Origin of the sequence: Acinetobacter sp. YH12064 (assembly GCF_013419735.1) — a bacterium.
Lineage (GTDB): Bacteria > Pseudomonadota > Gammaproteobacteria > Pseudomonadales > Moraxellaceae > Acinetobacter > Acinetobacter amyesii.
Genome location: NZ_VOZP01000003.1, coordinates 183,116 through 203,422, shown reverse-complemented (window position 1 = coordinate 203,422; position 20,307 = coordinate 183,116). Strand labels below are relative to the sequence as shown.

At 43.5% G+C, this 20,307-nt stretch carries 17 protein-coding genes and 1 pseudogene; 6 read left to right on the top strand and 12 right to left on the bottom strand.

Annotation, left to right across the window (positions count from 1 at the left end; all coding sequences use genetic code 11):
• Nucleotides 1–31 precede the first annotated feature (31 nt).
• From nusA to FTU13_RS04265, 6 genes are all read left to right on the top strand, one after another.
• Nucleotides 32–1,516, top strand: a complete 1,485-nt coding sequence (nusA, locus tag FTU13_RS04290; protein WP_078192558.1) for a transcription termination factor NusA — start codon at nucleotides 32–34, stop codon at nucleotides 1,514–1,516.
• A gap of 10 nt (nucleotides 1,517–1,526) precedes the next feature.
• Nucleotides 1,527–4,220, top strand: a complete 2,694-nt coding sequence (gene infB / locus FTU13_RS04285) for a translation initiation factor IF-2 (RefSeq protein WP_078192557.1) — start codon at nucleotides 1,527–1,529, stop codon at nucleotides 4,218–4,220.
• Nucleotides 4,220–4,627 carry a ribosome-binding factor A gene (locus tag FTU13_RS04280; protein ID WP_078189413.1) on the top strand — a complete coding sequence of 136 codons (408 nt, stop codon included), beginning with the start codon at nucleotides 4,220–4,222 and terminating at the stop codon, nucleotides 4,625–4,627. Before infB ends, FTU13_RS04280 begins: the two co-directional genes overlap by 1 nt.
• A 170-nt stretch (nucleotides 4,628–4,797) precedes the next feature.
• Nucleotides 4,798–5,046 (top strand): hypothetical protein, encoded by a 249-nt coding sequence (locus tag FTU13_RS04275; protein WP_180024266.1) that lies wholly within the window; start codon nucleotides 4,798–4,800, stop codon nucleotides 5,044–5,046.
• Entirely contained in the window at nucleotides 5,030–5,251 is a 222-nt protein-coding gene (locus FTU13_RS04270) for a hypothetical protein (protein ID WP_180024267.1), read from the top strand. Before FTU13_RS04275 ends, FTU13_RS04270 begins: the two co-directional genes overlap by 17 nt.
• Nucleotides 5,245–5,643, top strand: coding sequence for a hypothetical protein (locus FTU13_RS04265; protein WP_180126951.1), 399 nt, complete (start codon nucleotides 5,245–5,247; stop codon nucleotides 5,641–5,643). The genes FTU13_RS04270 and FTU13_RS04265 overlap by 7 nt, the downstream gene beginning before the upstream one ends.
• A gap of 2 nt (nucleotides 5,644–5,645) precedes the next feature.
• Here the strand turns inward: FTU13_RS04265 and FTU13_RS04260 are convergent, their stop codons facing one another.
• From FTU13_RS04260 to FTU13_RS04205, 12 genes and pseudogenes are all read right to left on the bottom strand, one after another.
• The gene (locus FTU13_RS04260; RefSeq protein WP_111884120.1) at nucleotides 5,646–6,047 is read right to left on the bottom strand and encodes a Na+/H+ antiporter subunit G; all 402 of its coding nucleotides are present in this window, start codon (nucleotides 6,045–6,047) and stop codon (nucleotides 5,646–5,648) included.
• A 12-nt stretch (nucleotides 6,048–6,059) separates the two neighbouring features.
• Nucleotides 6,060–6,335 carry a monovalent cation/H+ antiporter subunit F gene (locus tag FTU13_RS04255; RefSeq protein WP_078192553.1) on the bottom strand — a complete coding sequence of 92 codons (276 nt, stop codon included), beginning with the start codon at nucleotides 6,333–6,335 and terminating at the stop codon, nucleotides 6,060–6,062.
• Entirely contained in the window at nucleotides 6,332–6,853 is a 522-nt protein-coding gene (locus FTU13_RS04250; protein WP_078192552.1) for a Na+/H+ antiporter subunit E, read from the bottom strand. The genes FTU13_RS04255 and FTU13_RS04250 overlap by 4 nt, the downstream gene beginning before the upstream one ends.
• A gap of 1 nt (nucleotide 6,854) precedes the next feature.
• Complete coding sequence (locus tag FTU13_RS04245; protein WP_180126949.1) at nucleotides 6,855–8,663, bottom strand: monovalent cation/H+ antiporter subunit D; 1,809 nt, start codon at nucleotides 8,661–8,663, stop codon at nucleotides 6,855–6,857.
• On the bottom strand, nucleotides 8,663–9,028 hold the full coding sequence (locus tag FTU13_RS04240; protein ID WP_078189407.1) for a Na+/H+ antiporter subunit C: 366 nt from the start codon (nucleotides 9,026–9,028) through the stop codon (nucleotides 8,663–8,665). The genes FTU13_RS04245 and FTU13_RS04240 overlap by 1 nt, the downstream gene beginning before the upstream one ends.
• Before the next feature lies 1 nt (nucleotide 9,029).
• Nucleotides 9,030–11,870 (bottom strand): monovalent cation/H+ antiporter subunit A, encoded by a 2,841-nt coding sequence (locus tag FTU13_RS04235; RefSeq protein WP_180127038.1) that lies wholly within the window; start codon nucleotides 11,868–11,870, stop codon nucleotides 9,030–9,032.
• Between the two features lie 343 nt (nucleotides 11,871–12,213).
• Nucleotides 12,214–13,617: an AAA family ATPase gene (locus FTU13_RS04230; RefSeq protein WP_180126947.1), complete on the bottom strand. Its 1,404-nt coding sequence runs from the start codon at nucleotides 13,615–13,617 to the stop codon at nucleotides 12,214–12,216.
• Between the two features lie 46 nt (nucleotides 13,618–13,663).
• A complete protein-coding gene (locus FTU13_RS04225; protein ID WP_111884125.1) occupies nucleotides 13,664–15,166 on the bottom strand; it encodes a UvrD-helicase domain-containing protein in 1,503 nt (500 codons plus the stop codon).
• 9 nt (nucleotides 15,167–15,175) lie between these two features.
• Complete coding sequence (gene hisIE, locus FTU13_RS04220; RefSeq protein WP_078189402.1) at nucleotides 15,176–15,958, bottom strand: bifunctional phosphoribosyl-AMP cyclohydrolase/phosphoribosyl-ATP diphosphatase HisIE; 783 nt, start codon at nucleotides 15,956–15,958, stop codon at nucleotides 15,176–15,178.
• Nucleotides 15,959–16,054: 96 nt separating this feature from the next.
• Nucleotides 16,055–17,356: pseudogene (locus FTU13_RS04215) on the bottom strand (FAD-dependent oxidoreductase).
• 102 nt (nucleotides 17,357–17,458) lie between these two features.
• Nucleotides 17,459–18,346 carry an SDR family NAD(P)-dependent oxidoreductase gene (locus FTU13_RS04210; RefSeq protein WP_180024275.1) on the bottom strand — a complete coding sequence of 296 codons (888 nt, stop codon included), beginning with the start codon at nucleotides 18,344–18,346 and terminating at the stop codon, nucleotides 17,459–17,461.
• Nucleotides 18,347–18,748: 402 nt separating this feature from the next.
• Complete coding sequence (locus FTU13_RS04205; protein ID WP_111884128.1) at nucleotides 18,749–20,026, bottom strand: O-acetylhomoserine aminocarboxypropyltransferase/cysteine synthase family protein; 1,278 nt, start codon at nucleotides 20,024–20,026, stop codon at nucleotides 18,749–18,751.
• Nucleotides 20,027–20,307: the final 281 nt, after the last annotated feature.

The window sequence follows — 20,307 nt, the reverse complement described above, 5'->3', positions numbered from 1 at the left end:
ATAAATAAGAATCTGAACGAATAGGTGACTTATGGCTCGTGAAATTCTTACCGTAGTAGAAACGGTTAGTAACGAAAAAGGTGTAAGTCGTGATGCAATTTTTGAAGCGCTTGAACAAGCTTTAGTTGCAGCGACTAAGAAGAAATTCTACGAGGGAACTCACTCGGAAGAAGCTCGTCTACGTGTAGAAATCGACCGTCGTACTGGTGATTACCGTACTTTCCGTCAATGGGAAGTGGTTGCCGACGAAGATCACGAAATGCCAGCATGCCAAGATGCGATCTCTGATGTAGATCCTGCAAAATGGGCAATTGGGGATATCCGTGAACTTGAAGTTGAATCGATTGATTTTGGTCGTATTGCGGCACAAATTGCGAAACAAGTGATTGTTCAAAAAATTCGTGAAGCAGAGCGAGCGCTAATTGCAGATGCTTACGAATCTAAAGTTGGTGAACTCATCTACGGTGAAGTGAAAAAACAAACCAAAGATGGCTTTATCATTGATTTAGGTGACAATGCAGAAGCATATCTTGCGCGTGAAGAAATGATCGCTAAAGAAATTCTACGTCCTAAACAACGTGTAAACGCGATTTTGTTTAACGTAAACCGTGAAGGCCGTGGTGCTCAGTTATTACTTTCTCGTTCTAAACCAGAAATGCTTATTGCATTGATGAAGAAAGAAATTCCTGAAATTGCTGAAGAAATCATTGAGATTAAGGCTGCTGCACGCCAACCTGGCGTTCGTGCTAAAATCGCTGTGAAAACAAACGATCACCGTATTGATCCTGTAGGTGCATGTATTGGTATGCGTGGTACACGTATCCAAGCAGTTCAATCAGAGTTAAATGGTGAGCGTATTGATGTAGTCGTTTGGTCTGATGACGCGGCACAGTACATTGCAAGTGCTCTAGAGCCTGCTGATGTATCAGGTATCGTGATTGATGAAGAAGAACGTACTGCAGATATTATTTTTGCAACGAGTGATCAGTTAGCACGTGCAATTGGCTCTCAAGGTCAAAACGTACGCTTAGCATCTGAATTGACTGGTTACAAGCTCAATATGATGCTTGAAGAAGAATATCACGCACGCCAACAAAACGAAGCGCAACAATATTTAGATATGTTTGTTACACGTCTAGATATTGATGAAGACTTAGCGATGGCGTTAGTTGAAATGGGTTTCACATCATTAGAAGAAATCGCGTATGTTCCTGCGGAAACATTCGATGAGATCGAACTTGATGCTGAAACTGTTGAAATGCTACAAGGTCGTGCAAAAGAAATCGCATTGGCTGATGCATTGAAGCAACAAGAAAACATCCAAGAGCCAAGCGAAGAGCTTGCTGCAATGGAAGGCGTGACTAAAGAAATCGCATATGCGCTTGCCGCTCGCGGTGTGGTAACTGTAGATGATCTTGCAGATCAAGCCACTGACGATATCTCTGATATCGAAGGTTTAGGTGCTGAAAAAGCAGGTCAACTTATTATGAAAGCGCGCGAATCATGGTTTAACTAGGAGGTAATATATGACGGACAAGTCGATTAAGGAGTTAGCTCTCAGCGTGGGTCGTCCAGTTGAGAAGCTACTGGAACAGGTTCGTGATGCGGGTTTACCACAAACTAAACCTGACGATATTATCTCCACTGAACAACAAAATGCCCTCGTTAACCATTTGAAAAAAGTTCATGGTCAGGATGCGGGCAATGCAGGACAAATCACGTTGAAACGTAAAACTACCAGTACTGCTAAAGTGGCGAGTACATCGGGCAAGGCAAAAACGATTAATGTAGAAGTTCGTAAGAAACATACATTTGTTAAACCGGATCCTGAGCAAATTAAAGCTGAAGCATTAGCGAAAGCACAAGCTGACCAACAAGCACGTAAACAGGAACCTAAGGTTGAAGCGAAAGCTGAAGAACCGAAGCAACAACCAGTATCTAAAGCGAAACAAGCTTTAGAAGCAATGCGCGCTGCTGCGAAGCAAGAACATGCGAAGCAAGAAACACCGAAAGCTGCGGTTGTTGTAAAACGTAAGTCAAACAACAAGCCAATTACAAAACCTGTTGAAACTCTAGAACAGAAAAAAGCACGTGAAGCTCAAGCAGCACAATTGAAAGCTGTAGAAGAAGCGGCGCGTCGTAAAGCTGCTGAAGAAGCGCAACAACGTACGCTTGAGCAAATGCGTCAAATGGCGTCTAAGTATTCTAACGAAGACACTACTGCGACCATTCGTGTTGTAGATGATTCTCCGCTTGCTGCCGGCCTTGTAGGTCAGGCATATGAAGATTCATTTGCGAAAGAAGACCGTGAAATTAAACGTGGTACCAATACCAACAATTCACGTTCACCTAAAAAAGGTGGTCGTCGTGGCGAAGAGCAATCTTTCCGTGATAACTCACATAAACGTGGTTTGAAAACAAGTCAAGCGAACAAGCATGGCTTTGAAAAACCAGTTAAAAAACAAGTTTATGATGTTGAAATTGGTGAAACAATTGTTGTTGCTGACTTGGCTGCGAAAATGGCGGTTAAAGTTCGCGAAGTTATCAAATCACTCATGAAAATGGGCGAATTGGTTACTCAAAACCAAGCGATTGATCAAGAAATTGCAGCACTTGTTGTTGAAGAAATGGGTCACAATCCAGTACTTGTTTCGGATACACAAGCAGAAGACAACTTACTTGAAGCAGCTGAAGAAGCGCGTGGTGTCCAAACCACTCGTCCGCCAGTTGTGACAATTATGGGTCACGTTGACCATGGTAAAACATCACTTCTTGACCGTATTCGTCGCTCTAAAGTGGCTGCAGGTGAAGCAGGTGGTATCACACAGCATATTGGTGCTTACCATGTGAAAACTGAAAAAGGTATTATTACTTTCTTAGATACACCGGGACACGCAGCATTTACTGCAATGCGTTCACGTGGTGCGAAATCTACAGATATCGTAGTTTTGGTTGTTGCAGCAGATGATGGTGTTATGCCACAAACTGCGGAAGCGATTGACCATGCACGTGCAGCAGGTACGCCAATTATTGTTGCTATCAACAAAATGGATAAAGAGTCTGCTGATCCAGATCGCGTATTGAATGAGTTGACGACGAAAGAAATTGTACCTGAGCAATGGGGCGGTGACGTTCCAGTGGCAATGGTTTCTGCGCACACCGGTGCAGGTATCGACGAACTTCTTGACTTGATCTCAATTCAAGCCGAACTTCTTGAGCTTAAAGCATCTGAAGAGGGTGCAGCACAAGGTGTTGTAATTGAAGCACGTGTAGACAAAGGGCGTGGTGCGGTAACATCGATTCTTGTTCAAAACGGTACATTGAAAGTGGGTGACCTTGTTCTTGCAGGTTCGTCATACGGTCGTGTACGTGCGATGACAGATGAAAATGGTCAACGTATTAAATCTGCTGGTCCTTCGATTCCTGTGGAAATCTTGGGTCTACCAGAAGCGCCAATGGCGGGTGATGAAGTTCTTGTTGTAAATGACGAGAAAAAAGCACGTGAAGTTGCTGATGCGCGTATGGATCGTGAACGTCAAAAACGTCTTGAGCGTCAATCTGCGATGCGTCTTGAAAATATCATGGCGTCTATGGGCAAGAAAGATGTGCCTATTGTCAACGTGGTATTGAAAACAGACGTACGTGGTACTTTGGAAGCATTACACGTTGCACTTGCTGAACTTGCAACTGATGAAGTAAAAGTACGTATTATTGGTTCAGGTGTTGGTGCGATCACTGAGTCTGACGTAACACTTGCTGAATCTTCAGAAGCGGTTCTTCTCGGCTTTAACGTACGTGCTGATAATACTGCACGTCAAAAAGCTGATGCTGATGGTATCGACATTCGTTACTACTCGATCATCTATCAATTAATTGATGATGTGAAAGATGCGATGAGCGGTAAATTGGCGCCTGAACACCGTGAAACAATTCTGGGTGTTGCTGAAGTACGTGAAGTGTTCCACTCAAGTAAATTCGGTGCTGCTGCAGGTTGTATGGTACTTGAAGGTACATTACACCGTAATAAACCGATTCGCGTATTACGTGATGACGTGGTGGTATTCCAAGGCGAGCTTGAATCTCTTCGTCGCTACAAAGATGTGGTTGAAGAAGTTCGTGCCGGTATGGAATGTGGTCTTGCGGTGAAAGGCTATAAAGACATCAAAGCACAAGATAAGATTGAAGTGTACGATGTTCAATTAATTAAACGGAGTCTTTAATGGCGGGTAGTCAACGTCTGAAGCGTATGGCGGATACAGTACAACGTGAGTTGTCAGAACTGATCCGTCAGGAGCTGAAAGATCCACGCTTAGGTGGTCTCGTGACCATCTCTGCCGTGAAGGTGAGCCCAGACTTAGGATATGCCGAAGTTTATGTGACTGTAATGGGTCGTGAGCTAGGCGATGAGCAAAGTGAAGCCGCAAATAAAGAGACTTTAGATGTCTTGAATAAAGCATCTGGTTTCTTGCGTCATGAACTAAGCCGTCGTATCAAAACACGTATTACGCCACGTTTGCGTTTCCATTACGACAAAACAAATGCTTATGGCAACTATATGTTTGGTCTAATTGCGGAAGCAGTCAAGGACTTACCTCCTACTGACGAAGCAAAAAAAGATGATGAATAATTCAGTTTGCTGAATGAAAAAAGCCACCTTTGGGTGGCTTTTTTATGTTTGAATAACGGTAATTTAAAAACTCAATCACTTTAAAATTATAATATGCCAATGAAAGACAGGTCGAACATGATATTTAATCCGCCAATCTGTAAAATAATGAATTGAAAAAAATAATCCTTTTGAGTAGCGCATTATTTATTACTATGCCAAGTTGGGCATGTTTAAATACCTATGTAGAAGATTTTTATACATCTGATTCACAAAAAGAAAATCAACGCGAAGAACATCATGACGAGAAATTGAATAACTTTGTATCAAGGCATCCTAGCCCAATAGACTATCAGGCAGAAAATGATTATGCCGTACATCAGATCTACGCAGGCCGTTACGATTTAGCCATTAAAGTTTTACGTGCAATTGGAAATTGAGCATCCAAGTTTACCGAAGACGGCAGTGAATTTAGGCACAGCTTATGAGTTGATCGGCAATATTAAACTGGCCAAAAATTGGATTGCAGAAGGTATGAAGCGTGATCCATCGATACATCTTGGCAGTGAATGGATTCATCTGAATATTTTAACAGCCAAAGAAAAAGTGCGACAGCAAAATATTTTCATGAATATCTATTGTTGAATGTATATTATGTAACAGGCTATGTTCCTGATGGACATTGGAAGGATCAGCGGAAACCCACAACAGCGGAATACGATGCCATACGAGAACAGGTCAGCTTACAAATCAGTGAGCGGAAGAATTTTGTTTCAAGACAGGATGCCGTGATGGCACAGCTGTTTTATGAATTGGCGAATCTTGAGATGAGCCAGAATCAGCCTGGCTGGTATAACAATTTTCAAAGTAGTTTTGAGACTAACTTACTGATTGATTTAGCTAGGCAGTATGGTTTAAAAAAAACACCTTATAACCAAAAACGTTTGCAATATATGGCTCAAGGGAATGTAATTGAGAAATTATGGATGAAAATTAAAGACTTTTGGGCTATAAGGGATAATCAAAACTGGATCTAGATTTAATCCAGATCCTCCGGTTTTGAATGGCGTTTAGAGTGAAATGCACGGCGCCGAGTTCGCTGCCAAGGAAGAGGGCGATTCAGAGCTTCTGGTGCATCACCACTCATCGAGCGCAGTCGTAAATGTAACGCCGCTTGTGCCATGAGGTTTGCAGAAACCGGTGCAGTGATAAAAGCAAAAAGCGTGATCAGGATTTCTGCAAATCCAAAACGGCCTTGAAATGCTGCATAAATAATTGCAGCAATTAGAAAACTTCCTAAACCTAAGGTGCTTGATTTAGTCGGTGCGTGTAGACGCATAAATAAGTCGGGTAGGCGAACCATACCAATACCCCCGACCAACATGAAGAAAGCACCAATCACCAAAAAAATCGAGACCAAAATTTCCATGACTAATTGCATATTAAAGGACTCCTAGTCGATGACATGTCCAGTGGTGAAATAGCGTGCTAAAGCAGCTGTAGATACAAACCCCAGCATGGCAACCAATAAAGCCCCTTCAAACATTGATGTACTTGCCCAATAAATACCTAAAATGACGATTAAGCAGGTGGCATTTAAGAACAAAGTATCTAAAGCAAGTAGTCGGTCCACAACTGAAGGTCCCATCACCAAGCGGATGAGGCACAGTAACATTGAGATCGTCACTGCAACTAAACAAATGCCAAGCGCATAAGGTAAAATTGTCATGCAGACTCTCCTGTATCAGCGCCAAAAATAAGGATGAGAGGGCGCTCATAGCGCTCTTTAATGGTTTGAATTTCTGCTTCAGGATCATCCGTGCTCAGCGCATGAACCAAAATATCACCACGGTCTTGGTCAATTCCGGCAGACACCGTACCGGGTGTCGTGGTGATGATCATCGCAAGCAGAGAATTGACTTCTTCATGCTGTGTATCGAGAGGAACACGGAACCATTTCGGATGCAATTTATGTGTCGGACCAAGGACGAGTTTTGCAACATGGATATTACTGACAATAATATCCCATAACACCACAAAGAATAATTTACATGCTGCCAGCCAGTTGATATTCGGTGTTCGATCAATAAAAGGGCGAACCATTCGCGGAATAACAATGGCTAAAACCAAGGCCATGCATAGTGTGGCCGCATCTAAACTGTGCGCTAACATCACCCAGCTCAGACCAACCATGACTGATACCAATGGATGCGGAAACCAGCGATTAAATAAAGATATTGTCGCCATGTTAAGGCACCTCCATTGGTTTCAGCTGGGTCTCTTCAGGCAATTTTTCTTCTTGTTGCTGTCCCTGAATTTGGCGTTGCTTATATTCAGAAATATGTTCGCCATTTAGGGTTTCAGGCGCAATCAATGCAGGGATGAGGTGTGCATTTGGATCCGCTGATTCGCCACCATATTTGGTTTCAGGTAAATTTTCAGGATCATAAGGTTGAACACTGATAATTTGACCTTCTTTATCCTTTTTCAATAGCAACGATTCATATAATGGGTTGTCTTGAATTTGCTGCGCAGTTTTGTAGGTATAGTCATAGATTGGTGCAGCAAAGACCATATATCCCACAAGCGCTGTTAATAGTAGATAAATGGTCTTGTCATTGCGTAGCGGAGCCTTATTCGGCAAAGCCTGATAGCGTTGATATTCTTCAGTATCACTATCATCTTCTGGAGGAGATGAACGCCAGAAAAGTACAAAACCAACGCGGGTAAATGCCATGATACTGAGTAAACTCACCAACAAAACAATTAAAATAATCATGATTTGGTAAGGTGAATTGGCCGTGGCTTGTAAGATAAATACTTTACCCAAAAAGCCGCTAAAGGGTGGTAGACCAGCCATCATCAACGCAATGATGAAATAGCAGACAGCAACGGTATTATGCTGTTTCATGCGGGGCGCAATTTTAAAATGATCTTTAAATTCGCCGCGTTGTGAGGTAATCCAACCCGATAGAATATAAAAAGCTGCACCAATAATGGTACTGTGAATCAGGTAATAAAGTCCTGCAGCCCATGCATCCGTATTAAAGAGTGAAATCGAAACCAATATTGTGCCGATAGAAGACAAAATCATAAAACCGACAAAACGACGTAAACGATCCGTTCCGATAGCACCATAGGCACCATAGAGCGAGGTTACTAAGCCAATCGGTAACAGCCACTGTTGTAAGATTTCACGGCTAATCCCATCGTCAAACACAGTGCCATTAACACGGAGAATGGCATAGATGCCGACCTTGGTCATAATGGTGAACAAGGCTGCAACGGGAGTGGTTGCCACAGCATAGGTCTTTGGTAACCAGAACCCTACAGGCAGCATTGCTGCCTTGATGCCAAAGACGGTAAACAGTAACAATGCACCAGCTACAGCAATACGATGTTGATCCGCTTCAAGCAAAGGCATAAGTCGTGCAACATCTGCCATATTTAAGCTACCTACACTGCCATAAATCATCCCGAGTCCAATCAGGAAGAGGGCAGAGGCAAATAGGTTAATGGTGACGTAATGAATACCCAATTGAAAACGTGCTTTGCCTTGGCCGTGTAAGAGCAAAACGTACGATGCCATCAACAGGATTTCAAAGAAGACAAATAGGTTAAATAAATCGCCTGTTAGGAACGCACCACACAAACCCATCAGTAAGAAATGGCACATGGCATGGAAATAACGACCACGCTCATCCCATTCTTTGCTGGCAAACCACATCACTGGCACAGCAAGACCATAAGTCAGCACCAACATGAATGCTGAGAGTCGATCTAGAACTAAGACAATACCAAACGGTGCAGCCCATTCACTCAGGTTATAAACCAAGACTTGGCCAGAGCTGGCGATCATCAAATAACTGATAGATGTGATCAGCCCAAGGATACCAGAAACATAGCTGATTCCACGACGCCAAGGTTGTCGCCAGTCATGTGCCAACGAGCCAGAGCCGGGGTTGCCCAACAGGACTAAAATAAATGCAGTAATTGCAGGAATTAAAATACTGAAAATCGGGCTGTGGGTAGTCCAAAATTGGATGAAATCATGCATTATGGCTCATCCTCCCGCGGGTCAATTTGCGGTATTTCTTCTTTGGAGTCCACATGATCTGTTCCGGTTTCATAGCGGCTACGCAGAGCCAATTGTACGATAAACGCAGTGGTCGCAAAGCCAATCACAATGGCGGTTAGGACCAAGGCTTGTGGTAAAGGATCGGTCGCTTTGGTTGTTTCCGTTAACACAGCCGGTGCGTTGACATGAATACGTCCCATGACAAATAAAAATAAGTTCACAGCATAGCCAATCATGGCTAAACCCAGCACGACAGGAAAGGTACGTGCCCGCAAAATCAGGTATACCCCTGTTGCGGTCAGTAAGCCAATGGCTGAAGCGAGTAAAAATTCTAAACTAATCATCTTATTCGCCTCTTGGAACTGGACCAGACATACTCGAGTGACGCGAGTCGCCTAAGACGGAAATCATTAACATCGTCGCACCCACAACAGTGATGTAGACACCTGTGTCGAAGAGGGCAGCGGAGGCAAGGTGCATTTCACCTAAAATGGGTGGTGAGACATAGATATGGGCACTGGTCAGGAATGGACGGCCCCATAGCCAAGCAGCAATCCCTGTCAGACCTGCAATGGTTAAACCAATACCAATCCAGACTTCATATAGTCGACCTGATTTTGCACCAATCAATTGTTCAGCACGGTCTTGACCGAGCGCGATATATTGAATCACTAAGGCTAAAGAGGTAATTAAACCTGCAATAAAGCCACCGCCAGGTAAGTTATGACCCCGTAGGAAAATATACAGACTGACCACCAAGGCCAAAGGCAAAATCCAAGATGAGGTAATACGGAACATCAGTGGCGACGGATTAAAACGATAGGTCAGACCTTGCGTAATGGTGGTGCCATGAGCACGCATACCATCCATCATGCATAGCGTACCAAGTGCAGCAATTCCCAGTACGGTAATTTCACCAAAGGTATCGAAACCACGGAAGTCCACCAAGATCACGTTGACCACATTGGTACCACCACCAAGTGGGATAGACTGCTGCATGAAGAACCATGAAATGGAATTGTGATCACGGGTCATGATCAACCATGAAATCCATGCAATCCCTAGACCTGCAATAATCGCAATCAATGCATCTCGCCAACGACGTGACACACTCGACTCATAAGGGGTGAGCTGTGGTAATAACGATAGGCTCATGAGTAAGAGCACGGTGGTCACCACGTCAACAGTAATCTGCGTTAACGCCAAATCGGGAGCGGAGAAACAGATAAACACCATGGTCACAACTAGACCGACTGCACCACTGATGAGGACGGCTTTAATCCGTTCATGGTGGAACCAAAGCATCATCCAACATGCAGAGAATAATAATAGCCACAGAACGATCGCGATGACCGGTGCATGTACCAGTTCACGACTGCCTGTGCCGATGCCTTGCAGCCAAAATGGAACGATGAGGATGGCTACACTAAAGATTAAAATCCACAATAAATAGCTTTGTAATTTGCCATTTTCAGTAAAGCGACGAAATTTTCTTGAGCTGAGTAAAAGATATTTTAAAAATAAGTCGAACAGCACTTTACCTTGCAAACGACCCAAAAATGGATCTAAGTCGATCCGCCGTAATTTGCCGCCCTTTGCCAATGCGAAGTAGAAAATTAAACCACCCAATAGTGCTATTACACTCATCAAAAGCGGTGCATTTAAACCATGCCAAATCGCTAAATGTGTACCTTCAAACGCAGGGTTTTGAATACTCGCACGTGCTGTGCTGTTGACTATATGCTCAACCAATAGGGCAGGGAATAATCCAACTAAAATACATAAAGCAGCCAGTAATGTTGCTGGTGCGCGCATACCAAACGGTGGTTCATGTGCTTCTTTATTGGGAATTTCTTTCCCCAGTGGACCATCAAAAAACACCCCGTGAACTAAACGTACTGAATACGCGACAGCAAAGATACCGGCAAAGGTGGCAATGATGGCTGATACGATCATCACAGGCCCAGTCAGATTGGCTAAAAGCTCAGTAAAGAACATCTCTTTAGAGAGGAAACCATTGGTTAATGGGACACCTGCCATAGAGGCCGCAGTGATCATGGTTAGCGTTGCGGTAAACGGAAGTAATTGCCATAAACCAGAGAGTTTTCGTAAATCACGTGTGCCTGATTCGTGGTCAATAATCCCCGCGATCATAAATAGGGCTGCTTTGAAGGTCGCATGGTTAATGATATGGAAAATGGCAGCCGCAACTGCAAGGGGAGAACCGATCCCCAGTAAGCAAACGATCAGACCTAAATGGCTGATGGTGGAATAGGCCAAAAGCCCTTTTAAATCTTCTTTGAAAATGGCAAAGAATGCTGCCATACATAAGGTAAATAAGCCAATAAAGGTGACCAAGTTGTGATACAACGTAGCGCCTGCAAAAATCGGTAATAAGCGTGCAAGCAGGAAAATTCCGGCTTTCACCATCGTGGCAGAGTGTAAATAGGCCGAGACGGGGGTCGGTGCCGCCATAGCATTTGGCAACCAAAAATGGAAAGGGAACTGCGCACTTTTAGTAAAAGCCCCCATTAATATTAATAGCAGTGTGGGTACAAAAAGCGAGTGCTGCTGAATTTGACTACTCATGGTTAGGATTTGATCAATCTGATAGGTGCCCGTGATTTGCGCCAACAGAACAAAACCACCCAGCATACATAAACCACCCATACCTGTAATGGTCAAAGCCATTCGAGAGCCACGCTGAGCTGCGTCGTAATTACTCCAATAACCAACCAAAAGGAAAGATGAAATGCTGGTAAGTTCCCAGAAAATAAGCAATAAAATTAAATTATTAGACAATGAAATGCCGAGCATGGCAGCCATGAACAGCATCAATAAAACATATAGTTTACTGAGCGAATTCTTTGGACTTAAATAATAGTAGGCATAGATATAAATTAAGGTGCCGATCCCGGTAATGAGCAGGGAAAACAATAAGCCCAGTGCATCGAGGCGGAAACTGAAATCAATGCCAACTTGAGTGAGCCATGGCCATGTTTGAATGACGGTTTTGCCATTAAATACATTTTGAGCCTGACTCAATAATAAAACTAAACTGCTGAGGCTGACGCCAATCGCCCCTAAAGCTGTTACCCCGCGAGAGAATTGCTTCAACCACGAGACAAGTGTTGTGCCTAGTATTAACGGTAACAATATAATAATCGGTAGCACACTCGTATCCATTGTCATGATTAGGCGGTGAAACCTAGGTGTATTTCATCTTTCAAGGATTACAGGACAGCAAAGAGCAGTCCAAAAATTCAATCTTGAAAGCCATGTGTGTCAAAAAAAATTAAAAACAAGCTGTGTTGCGCAACTCGTGAAGCGATAGCAATTTCCGATGTTACTATGAAAATTGCAAATAAAACCGATCATATTACATGCGTAAAACAACATCAATCTTTTTTATGAACCACTTACATATTATACGCCTGACGAAACTGTCTAGACATCTATTGCGGCCTTGTTGCTGAATATTTAAACATCGAGTCGGTGTATTATACTCAGCCAATCAGCCTCAGTATTTTTAACTCAGGGGTTGGATTGTAACGTCCTGATCACCTCGCTGTGATAAAGCCCTAACCAATTCTTGTTGCTGTTGCTCGGTCAGTTGTGTCTGAATTAATTGCAACATGTGCTGGATGGTATCCGGATGGTTCAGCGGCTCATTTAATTCAGTCTCTTCAGTTTTAGGTGGAAGCGATGGTTTAGATCCGAGTTGCAACTGCTGATAAATTTGATCATAGGTTTCTTGTAGTTTTTCAGGCTGAATCTCACTGAGCTTTTTATTCTGTAATTGTAAGCACTGAAAGCGAGAAGCTTGTTCCATCAGTTCAGGACGGTTGCCGCTGGCAATGATTTGGAGTCGTGGAAACGCTTGATTTAAACGGGTCAAAATCACTTGAGTCATGTTTTGATCGAGTTGGTGGTCTATGGCGTCGATTAATAAAATACCGTCACCTTCTTGGCAAGGATATAAGCTATGAGGATTGAGCAGACAGAGGCGACGCACAATATCACCAATTAAGGCCACAAGGTTGCGCACACTATTTGACAGCTGTTGAAATAACATGTCTTTGCCTTGATAGCAGACCATTAACTGTAATTTAGGGTGATATTGCAGATAAATATTGGTCACATCGGGCAACACGGTCTCTAAAGCTTGTTTTAATGATCTGAGTGACGGCGCGTGTAGATCGGCCTGAGCTTGTGCTAGTTTTTGCCCAAAAATTGGCGTGTCTGATGCGTTGGATGTATCGGCTTGGGTTTTAGGATGTAATAAATTTTGAATTAATTCGGCACTTTGTGCATTTTCAATGTCGGATATTTCTCGAAACCACTCAAAAAAACGAATAAACGTGGTAAAGGGAATGGCCGATATTTCATAAGCATGCGAAGGCTGAAAAATAGCAGGATTATTTTTATTGAGAATATTCACATCGTTGACGAAACGTTCAGCAGGGTAATAGGCAATGAGTGGCAACCCTTGTAAAGGATCGGCTTTGAGGGCTTTTTGATACAGCGCAACCATCGATTCTAATTGCTGTGTTTCGGCCTTACTGAGGCCGACGCCTTGACTGTTTAAGGTTTTGTACAATTGCCATGAACAACATTGTGGGTCTTGGTCTTGTTGATCACTTGAAAGCTGAAATGAGCCAATGTCTTCGGGAAAACTGACTTGAATATCAAGTTTCGATTGCAAGCGATTTAACATGATGTCTTGATCGAGCATTACCACGCCTGCGGTGCGTAAATCTTTATATCGTGCAGCGAACCAAGTGAGGGCCTGATAACTAAAGCGTAGTAGGGAGGTTTTTCCAGAACTTTGATCACCCAAAATTAAGGTGATCGGCAGATCGTGGTAATTAAAATTGAGGGTGATATCAGTAAAATGAAGGGTGTGCTTGAGTTGGATCGATTGTAATTTCATGGTGCACCTTTTACTGATTTATTGTTTATTCACCTTTTTCATCATACTAGCTGACCGCTTGTGCCAAAGATTTGGGCATTTGACGTTTTAAGTGTTGCATCAAGTCATAAATATGATGGATATTTAAACTTACTTTAGCACGTGTGCAAGCCACGTAAAGTAACCGTAACTCTTCGTCACTAATTTTATAATCTTTATCGTTGAGCTTAAATTGGTAATCATCTTCAATATGTACCCTATCCCATTCTAAACCTTTGGCTTTATGGGCGGTCGAGATGATGTAATCGGCTTGATCAATCGGGGTGATTTTCGCCAGCGCCTTTTTCAGTGGGTCAGTACCGTGGTCATCGACCAACTTCACTAGCGGTTTAATATCGCTGCCGTCGTTGGTTTCACAATATTCATGCACATCATGCCATGAGTTAAACCACGCAAGCTCTGGGACATCGACTACGCGCTTGCCTTGCTTGAGCATGGCTGCAGCATCGACAAAACGATTGAGTCGCGCATGATCTGCTTGCAGGCTAACTTTTTCGCCCTTAACCAAACCCGCCAATAACAGTTCCATCGCACGTGCATTGGTACGACATAAAATGGCATCGCGCATCTTGGTATGTGGTTTATTGACCACTTTAGAGTTGAGCTGCGGATTACCCAATAAAGGCACGGTTTCGTTCAATGCGCCCAGTAGAGCATTGGCGTTCAAGGCAATTTCTTCACCAAAACGGAAAGACGTGGTTAAACGGGATTCGGGTAAAGGGAGTTGCTGCATGGCATTGACTGCGCCACGCCATGCATAAATTTGTTGATGCGCATCGCCAACATAGATGACTTGAGTATTCCGCTGTTTCAGTAAAATCCCTAGCATTAGCGGGTCAGCATCTTGAGCTTCATCGAACAGCACATAATCCGCAGGAATATTCGGTTCAGACAAAGCCCAAAGTTTTAAATAAATATCGTGTCCAATCCCTGCTGCATGATTCGGATCAATCGACTCTAACCAACGACGTTCAATGGCAGGATACAAATGCTTTTGTAAGCTTTCGATATCGTCCGGATGCAGCCAACTCGGTGCTTGTAGATGTCGTGGGGCAGGGTATTGCGAACTGGTCGAACAGAAATAACTGACAGCGTTTGCCACCAGACTTGCCAAACGCGAAGGCATGAGTACATATTTTTCATAACGACCGCCCATCATACGACGTAAGGTGATCGGTTCTAGTCGATATTCTTTAGCAATAAAGCTCGGACTTAAACGTGGTAGACGCAGTTTGTCAGTCACTCCACGTGGAACACTACGATAAGCCAATGAGTGGAAGGTTCGACAGTCGACATTTTGATGAAAACGATTCTGTGCTTCGGTGGCAATGGCTTTGTTAAAGGCCAAGTACATGCCACGCCGCTGAGGCATGGCATCACTGATCATTTGCAGTGTGGTTGTTTTACCTGTGCCAGCATAGGCAATCACTTTAAATGATTTACCAAGACGTGCGTTATCTATGGCAGTGGCCTGCTCATAGGTCGCGGTCGGTTTTTTAAGATCTGGCACGGTTGCGTCTTAGTGCTGACGGTTGGCTTTTTCAACCAAACCGGAAAGGCCTTGACGACGAGCGAGTTCGTTAAGTACCAATTGAGGATCAATATCGAAATAACCCAACATCACAATGGTATGGAACCAAAGGTCTGCTACTTCGTAAATCAAATCGTTTTTGTTGTCTTCATTGGCTTCGATTTTGAAATCTTTAGCGGCAATGATGGTTTCAACACTTTCTTCACCGATTTTTTCTAAAATTTTATTCAGGCCTTTATGGTAAAGCTTTGCCACATAAGAGGACTCAGGATCAGCTTGTTTGCGTTCAGCCATCATTTTACCTAAGTAGTCGAGTACTTCGACTTGCTCAGATTGCGCATTGGATGCATTCATCGCAAGGGTATGCGGATTTGCTGATTTTGCACCATAAATTGCAGCCGGATCTTTTAATTGCGCATCGACAATTTCCCAGCCATTGGCAGTAAGCTTGCGGTAGAAGCATGACTCACGGCCGGTATGGCAGGCAATGCCGCCATGCTGTTCAATTTGTAGCACAATCACGTCAGCATCACAGTCCAAACGGATTTCATGTACGGTTTGGAAATGGCCAGATTCTTCACCTTTATGCCATAGCTTATTGCGTGAACGTGAAAAGTACACCGCTTGATTTTTTTCTGCAGTTTGCGCCAACGCTTCACGGTTCATCCATGCCACCATCAATACGCGCCCGCTTTGATGATGCTGTGCAATAGCAGGCACTAAGCCTTGTTCGTTAAATTTTACTTCATCGAGCCATTGCAGGTTGTTCATGAGGATTTCACCAATTCAAAAATCAAAAAATAAATGCCGCAGCATTTGAGCAGCACTATAGTGTAAGCCATCAAGAGAATGATGGGGAGTTAATTCTTAATCAAATTTTAAATTGCGCAGTTCAGCCGCAGAATCATCTGCAGGCTTTCGGGCAATGTCAGCATAATTCATTTGCCCAAATGCACCCGTTTTTAAGCCGGAAATCGTAATCGCCATTTCTTTGCGGAAAAACGGCAGCTGATACATAGCACGAAATGAAAAATCACGGAGCGGTGCTGTTCAGCGATGATGTGATTGATAAAAAGGAGTCAGCAAGCGACTAAAAAATTGGTAAAATCGCACGGAGGACAACCGTAGCTGATGATACTCCTGCCAGAGGTTTTGCAGTGAGGAGTCCTGTTGATATTGAAGCAGAGCTTGACTGATGGCCCATGCATCGAGCAAAGCCATATTGGCGCCTTGTCCAAGCTGTGGACTCATGGCATGAGCAGCATCGCCTAATATGCCGATACGACCTTCACCAAGTTTGCTCAGCACCACATCACGATAATTGGCAGATAGCCATTGCTGCGGATTATCTGGATGTGGAATCACATGCGCTAACCATTCTGCAACACTCGGCCAGCGTTTTGAAACTTCAAGCAACCATTGCTGCTGTGCGTTCTTGGTTTTTAAGAATCCCTCTAAATCTTCTGTAGGCAGACTCCAGAAAATGCTCGAAAGGCGCTGTTCAGGCTGCGTTGGAATTGCTCCCGTTGGCATCACACCCATCATGATATTGGAACGGTCATAGAACTGATGTAAGATCTGCGGATTGAGTACTTCGCATTCAGGCACGATGATCCACTTCGCCCCCCAAGGATAAGCTTGGTTGAGCTTTTCCCACGCTTTAGGACGTAAATGGCTGCGTGCACCATTGGCAATCAGCACGAGATCAAACTGACGTTGAAAGGATTGATCTACGGACTGCCCAATTACGTTTATACCCTCACTGGATTCTTGAAGTTCATGCACTTCATGCGCCATGCACCACTCAACGTGTTGAGGATATTCACGGACTTTGGATGCGAGGACATGACAGAGCGTGGCACGGTGAATGCCGAGTCCATATGAACGTTCATCGGCTTGTCGATAATGACTGTTTATCAGCAAGTCGCCGCCAGCCAGTTGACCTTCCAGACCTGTTACCACAGCACCTAGGCTTAAGGCATGTTCCAAAATGCCTAAATGTTCGAAAACTGCTAGTCCGGCAGGTTGTAATAATAATCCTGCACCCACAGGTTCAAGTTGTGAGACTTTTTCATATAAGCAGATCTGATGGCCTTGAGCAGCAAGCATTGCTGCAGCGGCTAATCCTGCTGTACCTGCACCGATGATGGCAATATTTTGAGTTTTCATTGTTATAAAAGTTGATTTTATCTCACCCCAATGTAGCAAAGTTGTCGTATAAAACCCAATAAAAAAGCCCTCATAAGGGCTTTTTTAGGGATGCATCAGGTCTTACCAATGTTCACCAGGGAATAGGCGAGCATATGCTTTTTGTACCCAATTGAGTTTTTCTTGCTTACCAATAGACGCTGAAGAGCTTGGGAACAGGTTATAACCAATCGACATGAGTTTATTGTTAATGTCAGGAGCAATGGAGTAGGTGATCGAAGCCAAACGGCCCAAATTGGTCGCCACTTTCTTCGGACGTTTCACGATGGCATAGGCAATCAGGTCGGTTGCTTGTTCTGGAGAAAGGGTTGGTACGTATTTATAAATTTTGGTTGGGGCGATCATTGGTGTGCGCACCAATGGCATATATACCGACGTGATGGCAATATTATGCGAGTGAACTTCAGCACTTAGGCAACGACTGAAAGCATCTAATGCGGCTTTAGACGCAACATATGCAGAGAAGCGCGTTGCATTGGCCAATACACCAATCGAACTGATGTTGATGATATGACCTTCACGACGAATCATCATTTTAGGCAACAGGTTCATCACCAAACGTACCGCGCCAAAATAGTTCAGCTGCATGGTGCGCTCAAAATCATGGAAACGATCGGTTGATTCATGCACGGCACGACGAATAGAACGGCCAGCGTTATTAATTAAGATATCAATATGATCGACGGAAGCGAGGATTTGTTGTGCCACAGCATCAATGGATTCCATATCATTGAGGTCACATGGGAAAACATCAGCTTTACCGCCAGTGGCTTCAATTTCAGCTTTTACGGCATCAAGAGTTTCTTTGGTACGTGCAACCAATAGAACATGTGCGCCTGCGTTGGCAAGGCGATGCGCTGTGGTTAAACCGATACCACTTGATGCACCCGTGATTAAAATGGTTTTGCCGTTGACACGGTCAACGAAACGTTTCTCAAGTCTTGAATTCACGATGAGGTTCCCTGTTAAATCAGTTTTATTGTATTCATTTATCGGCCCGACAACGCTATGTGCAGGGCTGTTTTAAGTCAGCGGTATGATAGCGTTTTATTTAAAAAAAGCCATATGATAAGTAATTGATAATAAAATAATATTTAGAGTTTTTACTCTAAATTAAAATCCCTATTTACTCATTTTTTAACACATAAATATGTGAAAGAGAAGTGCTTTTATCCACATCGTTGCAACCTAAAAAAAGTCGATTTTCAAGATAAATAAAATTGTAAATAAATATAGAAGCAGGGCCATAGATGCGCAAAATTGAAAGGCGGATAATGTGGGGGTGGTTATTTAAATGAAATGGAAATAAAAACAGGCCTTAAAAATAAGACCTGTGGATTGTGCACTTGTGGTTTAAACAGCAGCTAAGGCTTGCTCTAAGTCGGCAATCAAGTCATCTGCATGCTCGATCCCAATCGATAAACGAACCATATCAATGCTGACTCCGGCTGCTTTGAGTTCATCTTCATTGAGCTGACGATGTGTCGTGGTCGCAGGATGGCAAGCTAAACTTTTGGCATCACCAATATTCACAAGGCGAGTAAATAACTGCAACGCATCGATGAAACGTGTGCCACCTGCAAGGCCGTCTTGAACCCCAAAGGAAAGAATCGCAGATGGTTTGCCTTTGACATATTTTTGCGCCAAAGCATGCTGAGGATGGTCTTTTAGGCCAGCGTAGTTGACCCATTTTACTTTTGGATGCGCTTGTAAATATTCCGCCACTTTTTGCGCATTTTCAGTATGACGCTCCATGCGCAGGCTTAAGGTTTCCAAACCTTGTAAGATTAAGAATACATTATGCGGGCTGATCGCAGCGCCTGTATTACGCAGCGGGACCACGCGCGCACGGGCAATATAGGCTGCGTCACCTAAGGCTTCGACATAATTGACCCCGTGGTAGCTTGGATCAGGGGTGTTGAGTGATTTAAAGCGTTCAGGGTATTTGCCCCAAGGAAATTTGCCGCTATCGACGATGATGCCACCGATCGAATTACCATGACCGCCAATATATTTTGTGAGTGAGTGCACCACGATGTCGGCACCAAATTCAAATGATTTTTGCAGAACAGGTGTGGCCACAGTATTGTCTACGACTACAGGTATGCCAAATTCATGCGCAATTTTCGAAATTGCTTCGAGGTCAATAATATTGCCCAATGGGTTACCAATAGATTCGACAAAGACCAACTTGGTTTTGTCATCGATGAGGCTACGCAGCGCTTCAGGGTTTTGATAATCAAAGAAGCGAACTTCAATGCCTTGTTTCGGCAGGGTGTGGGCAAACAGGTTATATGTGCCGCCGTACAGGGTCGAAACAGAAGCGATATTGTCGCCCGCTTCAGCAATGGTTTGAATCGCATATGTAATGGCAGCCATACCTGATGCCAACGCCAGTGCGCCTATACCGCCTTCGAGCGCTGCAACACGCTGTTCAAGTACCGCCGTGGTTGGATTCATAATGCGGGTATAAATATTACCCTGAACTTTTAAGTCAAATAAATCAGCACCATGCTGCGTGTTATCAAACGAATATGATGTTGTTTGATAGATCGGAACTGCAACAGCTTTGGTGGTTGCTTCCGGGGTATACCCCGCGTGAATTGCTAAAGTTTCGTCTTTATATGTCATGATTACATCATCTAAGTGAGCTAATTTTTTAAATAGTCTATCATTTATATATATGAATAAAAGTGCTTTATTTATAAAATGAATATCATAATTATTCATATTGTTGAAAAATTTTCAGCTAAAGATGAGCGAAATCATGCTTAAAAACGCATGCTTAAATTTTGTTCGCCATTAAACTTGTAACAATGCATTGAAGGCGTGTGCGAAACCTTATTTTTTCACGACTTTATGCGTATAATAGCCGATTATTTTTTCGCTCAATTGAGCAGGGGCAACTTTGT

Coding starts and splice junctions, on each gene's coding strand:
- nusA (WP_078192558.1), top strand. CDS start 32: ATGGCTCGTGAAATTCTTACCGTAGTAGAAACGGTTAGTAACGAAAAA.
- infB (WP_078192557.1), top strand. CDS start 1,527: ATGACGGACAAGTCGATTAAGGAGTTAGCTCTCAGCGTGGGTCGTCCA.
- FTU13_RS04280 (WP_078189413.1), top strand. CDS start 4,220: ATGGCGGGTAGTCAACGTCTGAAGCGTATGGCGGATACAGTACAACGT.
- FTU13_RS04260 (WP_111884120.1), bottom strand. CDS start 6,047: ATGCAATTAGTCATGGAAATTTTGGTCTCGATTTTTTTGGTGATTGGT.
- FTU13_RS04255 (WP_078192553.1), bottom strand. CDS start 6,335: ATGACAATTTTACCTTATGCGCTTGGCATTTGTTTAGTTGCAGTGACG.
- FTU13_RS04250 (WP_078192552.1), bottom strand. CDS start 6,853: ATGGCGACAATATCTTTATTTAATCGCTGGTTTCCGCATCCATTGGTA.
- FTU13_RS04245 (WP_180126949.1), bottom strand. CDS start 8,663: ATGCATGATTTCATCCAATTTTGGACTACCCACAGCCCGATTTTCAGT.
- FTU13_RS04240 (WP_078189407.1), bottom strand. CDS start 9,028: ATGATTAGTTTAGAATTTTTACTCGCTTCAGCCATTGGCTTACTGACC.
- FTU13_RS04235 (WP_180127038.1), bottom strand. CDS start 11,870: ATGGATACGAGTGTGCTACCGATTATTATATTGTTACCGTTAATACTA.
- FTU13_RS04230 (WP_180126947.1), bottom strand. CDS start 13,617: ATGAAATTACAATCGATCCAACTCAAGCACACCCTTCATTTTACTGAT.
- hisIE (WP_078189402.1), bottom strand. CDS start 15,958: ATGAACAACCTGCAATGGCTCGATGAAGTAAAATTTAACGAACAAGGC.
- FTU13_RS04205 (WP_111884128.1), bottom strand. CDS start 20,026: ATGACATATAAAGACGAAACTTTAGCAATTCACGCGGGGTATACCCCG.